The 16137-nt window shown below is 33.0% G+C and carries 21 protein-coding genes; 17 read left to right on the forward strand and 4 right to left on the reverse strand.

Annotation, left to right across the window (positions count from 1 at the left end; genetic code table 11):
* The first annotated feature begins 1 nt into the window (after position 1).
* From ACFOWM_RS10310 to ACFOWM_RS10350, 9 genes are all read left to right on the forward strand, one after another.
* The gene (locus ACFOWM_RS10310; protein WP_379709613.1) at positions 2-409 is read left to right on the forward strand and encodes a hypothetical protein; all 408 of its coding nucleotides are present in this window, start codon (positions 2-4) and stop codon (positions 407-409) included.
* 62 nt (positions 410-471) lie between these two features.
* On the forward strand, positions 472-756 hold the full coding sequence (locus tag ACFOWM_RS10315) for a hypothetical protein (RefSeq protein ID WP_379709616.1): 285 nt from the start codon (positions 472-474) through the stop codon (positions 754-756).
* Between the two features lie 94 nt (positions 757-850).
* Complete coding sequence (locus ACFOWM_RS10320; protein WP_379709619.1) at positions 851-1507, forward strand: hypothetical protein; 657 nt, start codon at positions 851-853, stop codon at positions 1505-1507.
* A 193-nt stretch (positions 1508-1700) separates the two neighbouring features.
* Entirely contained in the window at positions 1701-2108 is a 408-nt protein-coding gene (locus ACFOWM_RS10325; RefSeq protein WP_379709621.1) for a hypothetical protein, read from the forward strand.
* A 65-nt stretch (positions 2109-2173) separates the two neighbouring features.
* Complete coding sequence (locus tag ACFOWM_RS10330; RefSeq protein ID WP_379709624.1) at positions 2174-2761, forward strand: Crp/Fnr family transcriptional regulator; 588 nt, start codon at positions 2174-2176, stop codon at positions 2759-2761.
* Between the two features lie 130 nt (positions 2762-2891).
* Positions 2892-3626: a pirin family protein gene (locus ACFOWM_RS10335; RefSeq protein WP_379709627.1), complete on the forward strand. Its 735-nt coding sequence runs from the start codon at positions 2892-2894 to the stop codon at positions 3624-3626.
* A gap of 21 nt (positions 3627-3647) precedes the next feature.
* Positions 3648-4184 carry a YceI family protein gene (locus tag ACFOWM_RS10340; RefSeq protein WP_379709629.1) on the forward strand — a complete coding sequence of 179 codons (537 nt, stop codon included), beginning with the start codon at positions 3648-3650 and terminating at the stop codon, positions 4182-4184.
* Between the two features lie 38 nt (positions 4185-4222).
* The gene (locus ACFOWM_RS10345; protein WP_379709632.1) at positions 4223-4522 is read left to right on the forward strand and encodes a hypothetical protein; all 300 of its coding nucleotides are present in this window, start codon (positions 4223-4225) and stop codon (positions 4520-4522) included.
* A gap of 99 nt (positions 4523-4621) precedes the next feature.
* The gene (locus ACFOWM_RS10350) at positions 4622-6898 is read left to right on the forward strand and encodes a tetratricopeptide repeat-containing sensor histidine kinase (RefSeq protein ID WP_379709634.1); all 2277 of its coding nucleotides are present in this window, start codon (positions 4622-4624) and stop codon (positions 6896-6898) included.
* On the opposite strand, the gene ACFOWM_RS10355 is transcribed toward ACFOWM_RS10350, so the two are convergent.
* A complete protein-coding gene (locus tag ACFOWM_RS10355) occupies positions 6895-7665 on the reverse strand; it encodes a LytR/AlgR family response regulator transcription factor (RefSeq protein WP_379709636.1) in 771 nt (256 codons plus the stop codon). The two genes, ACFOWM_RS10350 and ACFOWM_RS10355, sit on opposite strands and share 4 nt — an antisense overlap.
* A gap of 198 nt (positions 7666-7863) precedes the next feature.
* Here ACFOWM_RS10355 and ACFOWM_RS10360 point away from each other — a divergent pair, with 198 nt between their 5' ends.
* From ACFOWM_RS10360 to atpH, 5 genes are all read left to right on the forward strand, one after another.
* Positions 7864-8781: a hypothetical protein gene (locus ACFOWM_RS10360; RefSeq protein ID WP_379709639.1), complete on the forward strand. Its 918-nt coding sequence runs from the start codon at positions 7864-7866 to the stop codon at positions 8779-8781.
* Between the two features lie 102 nt (positions 8782-8883).
* Complete coding sequence (atpB, locus tag ACFOWM_RS10365; protein ID WP_379709642.1) at positions 8884-9981, forward strand: F0F1 ATP synthase subunit A; 1098 nt, start codon at positions 8884-8886, stop codon at positions 9979-9981.
* 59 nt (positions 9982-10040) lie between these two features.
* On the forward strand, positions 10041-10295 hold the full coding sequence (gene atpE, locus ACFOWM_RS10370) for an ATP synthase F0 subunit C (protein ID WP_379709644.1): 255 nt from the start codon (positions 10041-10043) through the stop codon (positions 10293-10295).
* Between the two features lie 141 nt (positions 10296-10436).
* Positions 10437-10931, forward strand: a complete 495-nt coding sequence (atpF, locus tag ACFOWM_RS10375; protein ID WP_379709646.1) for a F0F1 ATP synthase subunit B — start codon at positions 10437-10439, stop codon at positions 10929-10931.
* Positions 10932-10980: 49 nt separating this feature from the next.
* A complete protein-coding gene (gene atpH / locus ACFOWM_RS10380) occupies positions 10981-11541 on the forward strand; it encodes an ATP synthase F1 subunit delta (RefSeq protein ID WP_379709649.1) in 561 nt (186 codons plus the stop codon).
* A 63-nt stretch (positions 11542-11604) separates the two neighbouring features.
* Here the strand turns inward: atpH and ACFOWM_RS10385 are convergent, their stop codons facing one another.
* On the reverse strand, positions 11605-11883 hold the full coding sequence (locus ACFOWM_RS10385; RefSeq protein WP_379709651.1) for a hypothetical protein: 279 nt from the start codon (positions 11881-11883) through the stop codon (positions 11605-11607).
* Positions 11884-12017: 134 nt separating this feature from the next.
* Between ACFOWM_RS10385 and ACFOWM_RS10390 the strand changes: the two genes are divergently transcribed.
* Genes ACFOWM_RS10390 through ACFOWM_RS10400 form a run of 3 tightly spaced genes read left to right on the forward strand, consistent with a single transcriptional unit; the run spans position 12018 to position 13971 of the window.
* Positions 12018-12569 carry an RNA polymerase sigma factor gene (locus ACFOWM_RS10390; RefSeq protein ID WP_379709653.1) on the forward strand — a complete coding sequence of 184 codons (552 nt, stop codon included), beginning with the start codon at positions 12018-12020 and terminating at the stop codon, positions 12567-12569.
* A gap of 32 nt (positions 12570-12601) precedes the next feature.
* On the forward strand, positions 12602-13468 hold the full coding sequence (locus ACFOWM_RS10395; protein ID WP_379709655.1) for a hypothetical protein: 867 nt from the start codon (positions 12602-12604) through the stop codon (positions 13466-13468).
* Positions 13469-13512: 44 nt separating this feature from the next.
* Positions 13513-13971, forward strand: a complete 459-nt coding sequence (locus ACFOWM_RS10400) for a hypothetical protein (protein ID WP_379709657.1) — start codon at positions 13513-13515, stop codon at positions 13969-13971.
* Positions 13972-14017: 46 nt separating this feature from the next.
* On the opposite strand, the gene ACFOWM_RS10405 is transcribed toward ACFOWM_RS10400, so the two are convergent.
* On the reverse strand, positions 14018-14761 hold the full coding sequence (locus tag ACFOWM_RS10405; RefSeq protein WP_379709659.1) for an MBL fold metallo-hydrolase: 744 nt from the start codon (positions 14759-14761) through the stop codon (positions 14018-14020).
* Positions 14762-14785: 24 nt separating this feature from the next.
* The gene (gene rodA, locus ACFOWM_RS10410; protein ID WP_379709661.1) at positions 14786-16132 is read right to left on the reverse strand and encodes a rod shape-determining protein RodA; all 1347 of its coding nucleotides are present in this window, start codon (positions 16130-16132) and stop codon (positions 14786-14788) included.
* Between the last annotated feature and the right edge of the window lie 5 nt (positions 16133-16137).

Here is a 16137-nt window from a genome sequence, read left to right on the forward strand (position 1 = left end):
TATGAAAAAATATAAAACAATTATATGGTTAGCTGCTATAACAGTATTGTTAAGTAATTGGCCACTTATTAAAAACATTACTGGGTTAAATGATTGGTATTACAGGTATAGTAATATATCAGGTACTTACACAAAAATGGAAATACCTATACAGGGTAGAATTTATGATAAGCCACCTAATGGTGAGTTTATCCTGAATAGGCCTAATTTTTATGGATGTAACCTTATGCCACAGAGCGATACGGTAGTGTACCGCTTATTCGCCATAAACCCATTAAAATTTTGGCGTTGGGGTGAGTATATTTTTGATTGGCGCTATCGATTACCCTATACCGATTGGGATGCTATTGTAAAAAAGAGAGGCTTTGGCTATTTGAAAGTTTCTGAAAAAGGTTGCATGGAGTTTTAAATGTGTGAAGTAACATTTTCTGTTAAAAGTTTGTTTATAAAACATTTACTAAAGTTTAATAAATGCGTATCACAAAAAAGAAAGTTATAGTTGTTTCTGTATTTGTTGTAATTATTTCAAACCTTTTTCCTGTTTATGATATATTACACTTGGCTATAGATGAAAAACATTATCGCTACTCAAACGGTGATGGCTCAATAACTTGCACAGACGAAATTTTTAAATCAGGCGGCAGCTGTAAATTAGATTCAAACTCAATTAAATATTATAAACAAAAATACCATAGGGAACCTGACCCCATTTTTTATAGATTGTTTTGGAAAAATCCTTTGTGTTTTTGGAGATAGAAAGAATATTTTACTGATAAAAGATATGAGATGCCCTATAAAAGTTGGGATAAAATAAAACAGAAAAAATATAGCTAATTAATAATTTAAATCTATGAAAAAAATATTTCAAATTTTATTTTTTATTTTCTTTAGTAATGCTGTGGTTGCCCAAATTAATTATAATTCTAAAATAAATATCTCAACTATTAGTTTCTTTAAAAAATTTGAAAATTTATTGCATTCAAAAGAGTTCACAAGTCCTAAATATATTACTAAAAGAATGTTAACTCAATTTGTTTTTGATGGATTTTCAAAAGATGATAGTTTGTTTTACAGCAATATAATAAAAGATTATTTTGATACTTCTAAAATTAAAATGTTGCCTGATTTAGAAAAGTATAATAAAGTAAATAGAGTAGCTGCAATCGCAGAAAGTAAACTCTTAACTGTTTTACTAATTACTAGTTTGCATAATATTGTTAATTGTGTTGATAATAGACTGCTTTTTGTAATGCCATTAAAAACTTACAATGAAATTAATTTAGATGAATCTAATTATAGCACAGCAATTGAAAATACCTACGTAGCAGGTTTTTATAAAAATCAATTTTATTTTCCATACATTCTAATTAAAATGAATGAATTAGAAACTTCAATTATTAATTTAAATATTTTAATAAAGTTTCAAAAATATTCTGAAATAAAAGAGTCCTTTTTTAATACGGAAATGTTACCCATCATAAAAATTTGTGAGAGGGAAGTTCTTTAAATTCAATTTGAAGTAAATTTCAATCAGATGCAAAAAATTTTGCAAAGAATCGCTCTAGAATCAATTTTATAGTGTTGTTGTTCTTAAAAATTTCACATAGTGTACTAAGCTATGAGTAATATTATTATAGGTATAAGTAAATGAATAATGCAGATGTAAAAGCGCCACTTTCTACTAATATCTGCCCATAAATATGAAAAAATATAAAACAATAATATGGTTAGCTGCCATAACAGTATTATTAAGTAATTGGCCACTTATTCAAAACATTACTGGGTTAAATGATTGGTATTATAGATATAGTAATATATCTGGAACTTTTACCATGATGGAAAATTCTATTCAAGGAAGGTTATTTAAAAAGCCACCTAATGGTGAGTTTATCCTGAATAGGCCTAATTTTTATGGATGTAATCTTATGCCACAGAGCGATACGGTAGTGTACCGCTTATTCGCCATAAACCCATTAAAATTTTGGCGTTGGGGTGAGTATATTTTTGATTGGCGCTATCGATTACCCTATACTGATTGGGATGCTATTGTAAAAAAGAGAGGCTTTGGATATTTGAAAGTTTCTCAAAAAGGTTGCATGGAGTTTTAAATGTTGTAATAAAACTAATTGATCTTATTTTTATAGATGTTTTAATTCTAAATTAATCATATATATTGTCAACAAACCTCATTATACAAAACATTGAAAAACATATTCGCCTAACGGAGGCGGAACAACAGTATTTTGTATCGCTACTGGTGGAAAAAAATCTTAAACGCAAACAACTTATTTTGGCAGAAGGCGATGTGTGTAAATATTCAACTTTTGTAGTAACAGGTTGTTTAAGAGGCTACACCATCGATAAAAATGGTTTTGAACATGTATTGAATTTTGCACCCACCAATTGGTGGATTGCCGATATGTACAGCTTATTATCGCAAAAGCCAGGCATTTTGCATATTGAAGCTTTAGAAAATAGTACGGTGTTGATGTTATCAAAAGAAGATCATCTCAATCTTTATGAAAAAATACCAGCTTTTGAACGCTATTTCCGCATTTTAATTGAAAATGCATTAGTAGCCTTGCAACAACGCATGATAGATAGCATGAGCCTTACAGCCGATGAACGGTATCAAAAATTTTGTACTACTTACCCATCATTAATTAATAGTTTACCTCAAAAACAAATTGCCTCTTTTATTGGTGTAACACCTGAGTTTTTAAGCAAATTGAGGGGCCAACAAATTAAAAAGAAAATATAACCTGTATTTTTCTTAACCTACATTAATAGTATTTCTTAATCTATGTTATTGGAAAGCGCTGTACTTTCAACGCATCTTTGCATTGTCAATCATTAATAGGTTGATGTTTAAACACTAAAAAAATAACATCATGGAAAATACTGTTTTTCACAAAGCCGATACAAGAGGCACTGCAAATTTTGGTTGGTTACAAAGTTACCATACTTTTAGTTTTGGTCATTACCACAACCCAGAGCGTATGAATTTTGGCGTATTGAGGGTGTTGAATGATGATACGGTAGATGGAGGAATGGGTTTTGATAGGCACCCACACGATAATATGGAAATTATTTCTATACCACTTGAAGGCGATTTAGAGCATAAAGATAGCATGAACAATGTAGCTACCATTAAAAATGGCGATATACAGGTAATGAGTGCAGGTACGGGTATTTTTCACAGTGAGTACAATAAAAACACCGCTAATAAAGTAAAGTTTTTACAAATTTGGATATACCCCAACAAACGCAACGTTACACCGAGGTACGATCAAATAACATTGAACTTGGCTGATCGTCATAACAAACTACAACAAATATTATCGCCCAACGAAAATGACGAAGGCGTATGGATACATCAAAACGCATGGTTTCATTTAGGTAATTTTGATGCCGGTGTTGCACAAACGTACACTTTTAAACAAAATGGTAACGGCTTATACATCTTTAATTTAAAAGGCGATGTAAAAGTAAATGACCAATTATTGCAAACTAGAGATGGTTATGGTGTGTGGGGTGTAAATGAAGTAACCATCACTGCTGCTACTGATGCAGAATTTTTACTCATGGAAGTTCCTATGAAAATTGAACAATCATCAAAAAATTAATCATATTAAAAACATACAATTATGGCAACTACTACTTGGGCATTAGACCCTACACACAGCGACATTCAATTTAAAATTAAACATTTAATGATTACCAACGTTAGCGGTAGTTTTAATTTGTTTGATATCAATGCTACTACTGAAGAAGAAGATTTTACCAAAGCCGCTATTTCATTTAGTGCGCAAGTAAACTCTATTAATACCAACAATACACAAAGAGATGCACATTTAGTGAGTGCCGATTTTTTTGATGCAGCACAATATCCTACCATCAACTTTGTTGCAAAAAAAGCGGATGATGTGGATCATGATGGTAGTTACAATTTACATGGCGATTTAACCATAAAAGGTATTACAAAGCCAGTGGTGTTAAGTGTTGAATTTGGCGGCGTTACAAAAGATATGTATGGTAATACCAAGGCTGGTTTTACAATTAATGGAAAAATCAATAGAACCGATTTTGGTCTTACTTGGAATGCGGCATTAGAAACTGGCGGTGTATTGGTTAGTGAAGATGTAAAAATTATGAGTGAAATACAGCTTATTAAGCAAGCTTAACACAAGCTTATTTTTAAGGGCTCTTTTAATATTGATATATGAGTAAAATAAAGATTTTAGCAGTGGGTACCCATGCTGAAATATTAGAAGTGGTGGTAAGGCTTATCAATCAAAATGAGCAATGGCAGGGAATGGGCGCTGCTGACACAACACAAGCTATTACTATGTTGCAACAACATACTTTTAACTTAGTGCTACTTTGTAATGGGCTCAGTAGTGCAGATGAAAGCATCGTTAAAAATGCTGCAACTAGTTTACAACAGCACATAAAAGTATTGCAACATTGGGGCGGCGGTAGCGGTTTATTATACAGCGAAATTCAAATGGCTTTACAATAAACTGTTTATAGCTACGTTTTAACAGCAATGGCTATGGGTATTTTCCTATAGCTATTGCTGTTTTTATAAAGTATATTTACAGTATTGTTCAACGCATTTATGAGATACCATTTACTAGCTTTTTTATTATTCTATACAATAACTACATCGGCACAGGTAGTTAATATTGATAGTTTGCTGCAAGTGAATGCACAATACACTCGTAACGACTCTGTAAAAGTTTCACACTTAGTACGAATTTTTAGGGCTTATACTCGGTTGAATGATTTTAATAATGTTGAGCGTTATGGTAATGAAGCTGCAGAAGTAGCTAAAAAACTGCCACGTACTTATATTTTAAGTGATGTATACAGGCGCTTAGCCCTTTGCTATCAAGGTAAATCAAAATTTATTGAGGCTTTAAAGTATTATGATTTGCAAATGGAAGTTTGTAAGCAACGTAATGATGTTGCCGAAATTGCAGGTATTTATTTAGGTAAGAGTGCACTGTTTATTTCTGTAGGTGATTATGCAAAATCATTGGAAGCCAATGAACAAGCCATCAACAATTATATCAAAAGCAATCAACTGAATAATTTGAGTAGTTGTTACATGAACTTTGGTATTATTTATGGTAATTTAAAACAGACCGATAAAGCTGTTGAATATACAAAAAAAGCATTAGCAACTTTTTTAACTGAAGAAAATGGCATTAACTACGGCACTTATGTAGCTTATTCGCAATTGGGTAATACTTATTTAGATGCTGATGCTAGCAGTATTGCAGTTATTGGTATTTCGCAGCAGCAACGAGAGCAATTTTGTTTAGAGAATTTAACCAAGGCTTTAAATGTTGCAATTGCTATGAAAGATGATGAGCTCGTTGCAAATTGTTACAGAGACTTAGGCAATGCTGCTGAAATATTTGGAAAAAAATCATTAGCACTCGATAACTATTTAAAATCATACAAATTATCAAGCACTGATAATAATGTGGAAGATAAAGGCAATATACTTTCATCATTAGGTGGCTTTTATGCAAGTAACAATAATATACAGCAAGGCATAGTTTATTTGTTACAGGCTTTAAATATTGCTCAAAAAAATAACTTGCTTATACTTAAACAAGCAACGCTTGATAAATTACACAAAGCTTACGAAAAGGCAAATATGTTTGATAGTGCCTACATTTATTTTCAACAATATATAGCTGTAAAAGAGCAAATTTTTAATGCAGAAAAAGAGAAAGATATTACCCGTAGGCAATTGCAAATTGATTTTGCATTAAAAGAACATGATTATAAGTTAAACCAACAATTAACTGATGAAAAATTAAAGCAGCAAGTTTTATTGGCACAACAGCAGCAACAAGCCTTATTATTGAATAAGCAACAATTATTGCTTACAGAAAAGGAAAAAGATGTACAGCGCCTTACTTACCTGCAAGAGCAGGCAAGATTAGAAAATGAAAAATCATTGCAAGCGGCTACTATTCAAAAAAATAGTTTACAAGCAAAGTTTGATAAAGAAGTACGTGACAAACGCATTGCCGAACAACAACTTCAAATTACGTTTGATAGTAAAATAAAATGGTTATTAATTTTATTAGTAGGCTTAGCATTGTTATTCACTGCATTTATTTATTACAACCAACGAAAAACGGTTCGGTTAAATAAAATCATTAATCAACAAAAAGCTTCGTTAGAGCAATTAAGTAATGTAAAAGATAAAATTTTCAGCATCGTAAGTCATGATATGAGGGCACCTTTAAGTTCACTTATGTCGTTTATCGATATTTTAGATGATGGAAACATTCCACAAGAAAAGCTAGCAGTATATTCAAAAGAGTTGCGAAAAAGTTTGAGCTATACCTCATCATTAATGAATAATTTGTTGAATTGGGCGGTATCGCAAATGCAAGGGTTTAAACCTGTAAAAGAGCCTGTAATATTACACAGTTTGGTCAATGAAATTATTGTTGCATTACAACACCACATAACACAAAAGCAGGTAGTTGTAAAAAATGAAGTACTTGAACAGCAAACCATTTATGCTGATAAAAATATGACGGCTGCTATTTTACGTAACCTAATAAGCAATGCTATTAAATATTGTACAAAAAATGAACATATAACCATTCAACTAACTGAGCAAATTGATGGGTATAACATTTTTGTGAAAGATGAAGGTACAGGAATGGCCGCTGCACAATTAGCTGCTTTTAATGAAAATAACCAACAGCCAGCAGAAAGTAAAAGAGGTACTGCCAATGAAAAAGGCACTGGTTTAGGTTTGTTGCTTTGTAAAACTTTTGTTGAGCAAATGCAGGGTACTATTTCAGCACAAAATAACAGCAAGGGTATGTTATTTACAATATGGCTACCTAAGAAAAATTAAATAATTCTGTTGATGATTTTATCATTAATAACCTCCATTAAAATTGGTTTGTACACGGCACTTAAAGGCACTGTATTGTTGTCGGTTAAATGTATATCATTGTTATTTGATAATGATACAATGTGTTTTAAATTAATTACGTATTGTTTGTGAATACGTAAAAACTGCGTAGTTGGCAATTGTGTTTCAATACTTTTTAACCCTATTAGTATCAAATGTTTTTTTTGTTGTATGGTATGAATTTTACTGAAGTTGCCCATACTTTCAATGTAAATAACATCATCAAAATTAATTTTTATTAAACCTTGATTTTCTTTAATAAAAAAATAATCATCTTCTTTGTTGATATTATTTTCAATACTGTTATTTGTTATTGAGTTATTGGTGTTGGCTGCGTTACTCTTTTTTAACTCAATATATTCAATAGCTTTATTAGTGGCTTTCAGCAACCGATCTAATTTTACAGGCTTAACAATAAAATCGATAACGTCTAAATTGTAGCTTTCAGCAGCATGCTCTGCAAATGCACTTACAAAAATAAATACCGGTGGGTTACGTAAACTTTGTAATAATGCTAGGCCAGAAATTTCAGGCATGTCAATATCGCTGAAAATGATGTCAATTTCTTTTTCTTGTAATATTTTGCTTACTTCTAAGCCATCGTTACAGGTAGCTACCAATTCAATGGTGTCAATTTTTGATAAATACATTTGCAATGCATCTAAATCCAACATGTTATCATCAACAATGAGGCATTTGTATTTCATAAAATATGAGTGAAGAAGCGTTAGTAATGGTTATTATTGTAAACCTTTTGCAAATGTAACTATTGTGTGCATTTATGAATGAAACACTACAGATATAATTTTCTTTCATTTAATATTGATTTTTTTCAAGCCTTCGTATTATAAAAATTGCCATCTTTGTTTTACCTTTTAATACATTACAAATATTTAGGTACACTTATGAAAAGCGTTTTGCAATTCACTGTAATTATTGCTTTGCTATCAATAATAGCATGTAAACAACAAACTCCCAAACAAGCACCATCTTCACCAACAGTGAATATACCTTTAGCTAAAAAAACTATTTTAGGTACATGGCGTTTAGCAGATGTGAGGCGTTTAAGCGCCATCAAATCGAGCAGTGACGATGCACTGTTAGAAAAAGCAGAACTTAATCAATTGGTACAAATGGGTATGTTATTGTCTTTTTTTCCTGATGAAACATACACCTTAATAACAGGTTCTAATGGCTATACAGCTGGTAATTTTAAAAGTGACAAACAAGCTAAAACGCTTATTTTAAATAATCGTCAAACTATTGATTCTTTAAAATATCAGTATGATCAAAATGCTGAAAGATCATTTTTATTAATTCAAGATAAAAAAAACAATCTTTTTTTAAAATTTGTAAACGAAGCCCCACTCGGAAACGATTTTAAAGAAGAACCCTATTGGAGCACTAACAACGAATGGCGAATGAAACCTTTAAAACCAGAATCGCCTGCAGCATTACAGTTAAGGTTGGGCAACTACTTTAAACATATTGCTTACATTTTAAAAACAGCCAACGATAAAAAATTGCAGAGGGTTTCTTTTGAGTTTTCAGAAGGTATTTTAAAAATATACGATGGAGGTATTGGTATTTGTGCAGTTGATAACATACCGGCAAGCTGGCAAAATTGCTTCTATAACAAAAATCAAGCTTTAACTGCTTACGAAATGTACAATACCTATTTAAAAAAGAGTAAACGTTATAAAGGAAGTAGTACCGGTAATTGGATTGAAGATGATTATAACGTACTTACGAGTATTTATGGTGCTTTAAAAGGCGGCGAATTTCCGCTACAGGTAGATTTACCTGCGGTTAGTAACAATTAAGCATAAATGCTTTTTTATTAGTAACAAAAGCCAACATTTTAAGCCCTTTTTTTTCATTTTACGGCATTCGCCCTTATCTTTGCGGCAAAATTGAGGATGTATATGGCAACAAAGAGCATCAAATCGTTATTGGCAGCGGCTTTCAGCCTATTTTTACTATTAAGTACCACTGTTGTATTGGCGCAAGAGCCAGCACATGAAACAGCAGGTGAACATAAAGAAGAAAAATTGGAGCCAGCTAAAATTATAATGGATCACATTAAGGATGCACATGAGTTTCATTTCTTTACCGTTGGTCATTTTCATGCTACTGTTCCATTGCCTGTAATTTTATATAGCCCTACAAAGGGGTTAGCTGTTTTTTCATCATCACAATTTGGTCATGAAGGTGAGTTAGCTTACAATGGCTACAAAATGAACGAAGCAAAAGATATAGTTGCTGAAGATGGTTCTGCTGTATACGACTTTTCATTGACTAAAAACGTTGTGCAAATGTTTATTGCATTACTCGTATTAGTATTGTTAATGGCGGGTATCGCTAAAAAATATAAAAAAGGTATTGGTGTAACATCTGCACCTAAGGGTTGGCAAAATGCAGTAGAGCCAGTTATAACTTTCGTAAGAGATGAAGTGGCTAAACCAAACCTTGGTAAAAAATGGTTGAAATACATGCCGTATTTGTTAACGGTTTTCTTTTTCATTTTAATTAATAACTTATTTGGTTTAATACCAGGTTCGGCTAACGTAACGGGTAATACTGCTTTTACTGCCGTGTTAGGGGTGTTATCATTGGTTGTTATTTTATTGAGCACCAATAGTCATTTTTGGGCGCATATCTTCTGGCCTCCAGGTGTTCCGTTCTTTGTAAAAATAATTTTAATGCCTATTGAATTGTTAGGGGTGTTGTTAATTAAACCAGCATCGTTAATTATTCGTTTGTTCGCCAATATGGTGGCTGGGCACATTATTATTTTAAGCTTTATTTCATTGATTTTTATTTTTGGCGCTATGACAAAAGTAGCTGGCTGGGGTTTTTCGCCAATCTCTATTTTGTTTACAGTGTTCATATACTTTATTGAATTAATGGTGGCATTTATTCAAGCATTCATTTTTACCAATTTAACAGCAGTATTTATTGGGCAGGCTTTTGAAGGTGGGCATGATGATGTTGATGGCCATGCAGATGCAGTAATTATTTAAAATGATTACAACTCAAAACAGTATTTAATTTTTTTTTTCACATATAAAACACAAGTATCATGAGTTTGATGACTTTGTTAGCAGAAGTACAATTAGGTTATTCACATTTCGGTGGTGCCATCGGTGCAGGTTTATCAGCAATTGGTGCTGGTATTGGTATCGGTCAAATTGGTAAAAGTGCAGTAGAATCTATTGCTCGTCAACCAGAAGCATCTAACGATATCCGTGCAAACATGATCTTAACAGCTGCGTTCGTTGAGGGTGTTGCCCTTTTCGCCGTAATTGCAGGTTTGTTGGCGGTATTGAAATCTTAATTGACACCAAATTTTACTGCATCTAAAGCAAAGGGCGGCAGATGCAGTATTTTTTACAATTAAAAAATGTACGGTACTACTTACTGTTTATGGTAAGTAGGCTACTACAACACTTTATATCAATAATTAATACATTTATAAATGGAATTGTTATTACCACACCTCGGGTTAATTATTTGGACGCTTATTGCGTTTGTATTGGTACTCATCATCCTTTCAAAATTTGCATGGAAGCCTATTTTGAAAAGTTTAGATGAAAGAGAAACCACTATTGCCGATGCTATTGCTTCTGCTGAAAAAGTAAAGGCTGAAATGGCTCAAATTAAAAACGAAAACGAAACGTTGTTAATGGCAGCCCGTGAAGAAAGAGCTACTTTAATTAAAGAAGCGAAAGCAACTAAAGATAAAATGATTGCTGAAGCTAAAGAAGAAGCGAAAGCACAAGCGGCTAAAATTTTAGAAGAAGCAAATGCAGCTATTCAGCACCAAAAAATGGCAGCGATCACTGATATTAAAAACCAAGTAGGTAAATTGGTTATTGAAGTAAGTGAAAAAGTATTGAGAAGAGAATTGGCTAACAAGCAAGATCAAGAAAGTTATATTAACCAACTTTCTCAAGAAATTAAATTGAACTAGTATTTCAACGTAGCTATTGTATACATTACAATGGCAATAATTTGAATGTATGAATAATCCTCGATTAGCGGCTAGGTACGCAAAAAGTTTGTTAGATCTTTCAGTTGAACAACATCAATTGGATACGGTTTATGCCGATATGAAATATTTGCACAGAATCTGTTTATCTAACCCCGACTTTGTAACGCTTTTAAGAAGCCCAATCATCACATCAGATAAAAAGAACAGCATTATTAATGCCGTGGCAGGTGCTAATGTTAGCCAAATAACGAACTTATTTATTACATTGTTAACGAGCAAGCACCGTGAAAGTAATTTGCCAGAAATTACCACTGCATTTATTGAGCAATATAATAAGCTCAATAATATTCAAACAGTGAAACTCACAACTGCTGTACCGGTTAGCGATGATATTAAGCAAAACATTGTGCAGAAAGTAAAAGGCAATAGCAATTACTCTATTGAACTACAAACAGCTGTTAAAGAAGAATTAATTGGTGGTTTTAAACTAGAAGTAGGCGGTACTTTAGTGGACGCTACCATTCTGCATGACTTAAATGAAATAAAAAAGCAGTTTTTAAACAACGAATACATTTACAACATTCGTTAATGTAAACAAACTTCTATATAAAAAAGAGCATGGTAATAATCACCATGCTCTTTTTTTATGTGTTTATAAGCCACCAACCGAACTAGATTTTTTTTTGCTGGCAGGTGGTGGTGGTGGCGGTGGCGGTGGCGGTGCTTTTTGAGCTTTTGGTGGCGGCGGCGGAGGAGGCGGTGGTGGTGCTACTTCTTCCATTTTTGGTGGCGTTGGTGGCTTAGGTGGTACAGGTTTAATTTTTTTGTTCTTCTTAATAACAGGTGGCGTAAACTTTACTGCATCAGCTGTTTGTGCTATGGCAACATTTAATAAACCCGTTGCAAATAGGCCTAGCAAAATTTTTTTCATGATATAATTTTTTATTGTGATGCATTCATAACAACATTCCATAAAATCTAGCCTAAAATTGTTACAGCGTTTTAAACGAATGCTTTTGTTTATGGTCTTACATTTGTTGTTTCCTTTACAAACAAGTGCTATTTATGGCAATATTACAAGAAGATATGGAGCTGCTGCTCCAATTTAAAAATGAGGCTACTAAAGAAAGAGCTTTTACTGCTATTTTAAAAAAGTATCAGGAAAAATTGTATTGGCATATTAGGCGAATGGTAGTAGGGCATGAAGATGCTAATGATGTTTTACAAAATATGTTTGTAAAAGCCTGGAAAGGACTTGAAAATTTTAGAGAAGATAGTCAGCTATACACTTGGTTATACAGAATTGCAACGAATGAAAGTCTTACTTTTTTAGAACAACAAAAAAGGCGTAGTACAGTTTCAATGAGTGATGAAGATACTGGTTTAAGTAACAAAGTAAAAGCTGATAGTAATTTTGATGGTAATAAATTAGAATGGAAACTACAATTAGCCATTCAACAACTACCCGAAAAACAAAAGGCCGTTTTTAACTTGCGTTATTTTGAAGAAATGCCTTACAACGAAATGAGTACGGTACTCGAAACCAGTGAAGGTGCTTTAAAAGCAAGCTACCACCATGCTGTAAAAAAAATAGAAGATTATATTTTAAATAATTAAACGTATTGGCGCATAAAGGGTCAATAAATAGGATGAATAACGAAAACGATATATTACAAGAATTACAATCATTAAATAGTGCGTTACAAAACGTACCAAAGCACCGTTGTTATGAAGTACCTACCGGGTATTTTGAAACAATTTTGCCTCAATTTAAAGCTAGATTGATGGTTGATGCTTCTAAAACTACCGCTGCACAATTTAAAGTGCCTGATGGTTATTTTGAACAGCTCCCTATCAACATTATGCAAAAAATTAAAATGGCTACTTTGGAAGATGATGTGGTTGAAGAAACAAAAAATATAGCTCCTATAGTAGCTGGCATTGGTAACCAAAATATATACCAAGTACCGCAGGGTTATTTTGAAAATACCAACAATACACCAGCTGCAAATACAACGGAAGTGTACCATGAAACTGCTGCAATTGCACCAATAGTTGCCAATATTGGTAAACGAAATATGTACCAAGTGCCGCAGGGGTATTTTGAAAATACCATTCAGCCAATGGTAGTAAAGCCAGCAAAAGTAGTATCTATTAAAAAAGCCAATCACTTTTTTAAATATGCAGCTGCGGCTGTTATTGCAGGTGTATTGAGTGTTACGGCTTTAAATATTTTTTCTACTAAAACAACTAATACAAATATGCCTTCAGCTAATGCTACTGCCGCTATTGTACAATCTGGTAATGCAATCATTGCTAACAATAATTTTGACGAAGCCTTAGCCAACATCACTGATAAAGAAATTGAACAGTATTTGCAACAAAATGGGCAAGATGTAACGGCTGCTTTAGTAGCATCATCAACGGACGATGCCGCATTGCCAGAAGCTACTGACTATCTGTTAGATGAAAATACTTTAGACAAATATTTACAAGAAAACAATTTAAAAAACTAGTTATCAATAGCCTTTTTTAAAATGCTATTTTAAAATATATAAACATGAAATACTTTTTATTATACCTCACATTTTTTATTACCAGTTTTACCAGCTTGGCGCAAGTAGGAGCCGGCGATGGTGCAGCAAACCCTAAAAGAGAAGAAAAAATTAAAGCTTTGTATGTTGCTTACATAACACAACAGTTAAGTTTAACATCAGGTGAGGCAGAAAAATTTTGGCCTTTACATGCTCAATACGACGCTGAGTTGCGTAGTATTAATGACAATAATATGGATGAAATAGATAGGCAACAAGCCATACTTAACGTAAAGAAAAAGTATGTGAGTGGGTTTAATAAAATATTGGGTAACGAACGCAGCAATAATTTTTATAAGCAAGATGGAGAGTTTAGAAAAAAAATGGTAGAACGTTTAAAACAATTGCGCCAACAACGTTTACAAAATAAGCCACCAGCAGGTAACCAAGGGTTGGGCGGCAGACGAAGAAGTTTATCAAAATAAAAATATCAATCAAACAAAAAGCACTTTCCAACGAAAGTGCTTTTTGTTATAAAATAACGTATGGTGTTTTAATATCGTGGTAAAATAAAAAGGTCCAGTGTTGTTGCTGCCCTTGCTCCCACCATTGTTGGCGTAATTCCATACACTTTTTACCATCAAAATCGTACTTAGCAATAAACCTACTTTTCATTTGTTGTAATTGCGGCGCTACATCGCCACCAAAAAAAATTGTTGCTCCACTTTCTTCTATCCAAAATGCCTGGTGGTAAGGGCAGTGAGCTCCAGTAACTTCATAGCGAATGTAATCATCAATAACACCATTACCTTCTGTGAAAACTACATTTTCTTTTTCTGATAATAATGCAAACTCTTTAGGTGTATATGATGCACTACCAACGGTAGTTGCAAATTCAAATTCTTGTTTGTTAACATAATAGGTTGCTTGCGGAAAACTTAAAAATTGATGTTGCAACACAGCATCTTCTTTAGCAACACCGCCAGAATGGTCTTTATGTAAATGACTCAATAAAACCTTTGTTACATCTAATGGGTCAATACCATTATCAATTAAGTTTTGGTGTATTTGCAAAATGCCATCACGATTTGAAAATCCTAAACCAGTATCAATTACGATAATATCTTTTTGAGTGATGATGGCAAATGGTTGCACTTCTACCAACAAACTACCAATAGCTCTTTGTTGTAAATCATCGGTTTCTTTATTGAATGGTACAAATACTTTGGTTTTATCAATTGTAAAGGCACCTTCACTCAACGGTATTATTTTCATTGTAATAATTTATTTTTTGTGTAGTTACCTTAATACCATTTGCCTATCAGCATCTAGCTTAATTAAAATGAAAAACAAAATAGTAAAGGTTATTAATGATGAGCCGCCATAGCTCATTAAAGGTAGTGTAATGCCAATAACGGGTGCTAACCCAATGGTTACGCAAACATTTACTGCCACATGAAAAAACAATATACCTGCAACACTGTAAGCGTACACTCTACTAAAAGTACTGCGTTGTCGTTCAGCAATAATTACTATGCGTAACAACATGGCTAAATACAATAGCATTAAAATGGTAGTACCCCAAAAGCCAAAATTTTCACCTACTGATGTAAATATAAAATCAGTGTGTTGTTCGGGTACAAAATCGCCTTGGGTTTGTGTACCTTTTAAAAAACCTTTACCAGCAAAGCCTCCGGAGCCAATAGCAATTTTTGATTGTTTTACGTTATAGTTTTGTTGATCACTCTTTTTCTGTTTTTCTTTTTCTTCATCTAACGATAGGGTTGCTGTTTTATCAGCAAAAGGGTTATCAACACCAACCATACTAAAAATTCTGTCAGCTTGATATTTTTTAAAAACATGATTAAATGCAAAAGGTATAGCCAAACCAACAAAAGCAGCACAAAAGAGCCAGCCTGCAATAATGGTTACCAATAAGTTTTTGTTGCGCCTAAATTGTTTTCGGTTAAGCCAAATTAGTAAAGCCGCTAACACTGTAAAAGCAATAAGCAAAGTTTTGGTGGTGAATAGTAACGACACAACTAGTAATACAGCCATAGCAAAGCCAGCTATTAAATAGCCTGCAGGTAAACCTTCACGGTACATTGGTATTAAAAAGGCAAAATATACGAGTGCTAGTCCTGTTTCACCTTGTAAAATCGATAAAGCGGCAGGGGCAAAAGCAATAGCAGCTGCAATTAATTGCGACTTCGGTTTGCTGAAGTCTGTATCTTGCAACGATAAAAATTTGGATAGTGCCAGTGCTGTAAATATTTTACATAGCTCTACTGGTTGTAGGTTCATAAACCCAAGTGGTATCCAACTTTTTGAACCTTTAATTTCTTTACCAATTACAAAAGTTGCTAAAATAAGTACAATACCAATTAGGTAAGATAGGTTGGCCGTGGCAGTAAAAAACTTACTATCAGTTAGTAAAATGAAAGTGGCTAGCACACAACATCCGCCAAAAAAGAACAATTGTTTACTGTAATTTTTTTTGAAGCCTAACAAGGTTTGCGTAAAATTATCGGTGCTTTTATACTCAACAGAAAAAATACACACTAACCCAATGATAATAATGATAGCATAAAGCCATATCAATAATTTATCAGTACTTTTTGTGATAGATGCGTTGCGTTGGTACATGTATG

Source organism: Ferruginibacter yonginensis, from assembly GCF_042651465.1.
GTDB lineage: Bacteria > Bacteroidota > Bacteroidia > Chitinophagales > Chitinophagaceae > Ferruginibacter > Ferruginibacter yonginensis.

Bases quoted from the DNA above. Each gene is read 5' to 3' on its own strand.
- atpF (WP_379709646.1), top strand. From the start codon at position 10,437: ATGGAATTGTTATTACCACACCTCGGGTTAATTATTTGGACGCTTATT.
- ACFOWM_RS10315 (WP_379709616.1), top strand. From the start codon at position 472: ATGCGTATCACAAAAAAGAAAGTTATAGTTGTTTCTGTATTTGTTGTA.
- ACFOWM_RS10345 (WP_379709632.1), top strand. From the start codon at position 4,223: ATGAGTAAAATAAAGATTTTAGCAGTGGGTACCCATGCTGAAATATTA.
- ACFOWM_RS10310 (WP_379709613.1), top strand. From the start codon at position 2: ATGAAAAAATATAAAACAATTATATGGTTAGCTGCTATAACAGTATTG.
- ACFOWM_RS10335 (WP_379709627.1), top strand. From the start codon at position 2,892: ATGGAAAATACTGTTTTTCACAAAGCCGATACAAGAGGCACTGCAAAT.
- ACFOWM_RS10325 (WP_379709621.1), top strand. From the start codon at position 1,701: ATGAAAAAATATAAAACAATAATATGGTTAGCTGCCATAACAGTATTA.
- ACFOWM_RS10390 (WP_379709653.1), top strand. From the start codon at position 12,018: ATGGCAATATTACAAGAAGATATGGAGCTGCTGCTCCAATTTAAAAAT.
- ACFOWM_RS10340 (WP_379709629.1), top strand. From the start codon at position 3,648: ATGGCAACTACTACTTGGGCATTAGACCCTACACACAGCGACATTCAA.
- ACFOWM_RS10405 (WP_379709659.1), bottom strand. From the start codon at position 14,761: ATGAAAATAATACCGTTGAGTGAAGGTGCCTTTACAATTGATAAAACC.
- ACFOWM_RS10400 (WP_379709657.1), top strand. From the start codon at position 13,513: ATGAAATACTTTTTATTATACCTCACATTTTTTATTACCAGTTTTACC.
- ACFOWM_RS10360 (WP_379709639.1), top strand. From the start codon at position 7,864: ATGAAAAGCGTTTTGCAATTCACTGTAATTATTGCTTTGCTATCAATA.
- rodA (WP_379709661.1), bottom strand. From the start codon at position 16,132: ATGTACCAACGCAACGCATCTATCACAAAAAGTACTGATAAATTATTG.
- atpE (WP_379709644.1), top strand. From the start codon at position 10,041: ATGAGTTTGATGACTTTGTTAGCAGAAGTACAATTAGGTTATTCACAT.
- ACFOWM_RS10385 (WP_379709651.1), bottom strand. From the start codon at position 11,883: ATGAAAAAAATTTTGCTAGGCCTATTTGCAACGGGTTTATTAAATGTT.
- ACFOWM_RS10350 (WP_379709634.1), top strand. From the start codon at position 4,622: ATGAGATACCATTTACTAGCTTTTTTATTATTCTATACAATAACTACA.
- ACFOWM_RS10355 (WP_379709636.1), bottom strand. From the start codon at position 7,665: ATGAAATACAAATGCCTCATTGTTGATGATAACATGTTGGATTTAGAT.
- ACFOWM_RS10320 (WP_379709619.1), top strand. From the start codon at position 851: ATGAAAAAAATATTTCAAATTTTATTTTTTATTTTCTTTAGTAATGCT.
- atpB (WP_379709642.1), top strand. From the start codon at position 8,884: ATGGCAACAAAGAGCATCAAATCGTTATTGGCAGCGGCTTTCAGCCTA.
- ACFOWM_RS10395 (WP_379709655.1), top strand. From the start codon at position 12,602: ATGAATAACGAAAACGATATATTACAAGAATTACAATCATTAAATAGT.
- atpH (WP_379709649.1), top strand. From the start codon at position 10,981: ATGAATAATCCTCGATTAGCGGCTAGGTACGCAAAAAGTTTGTTAGAT.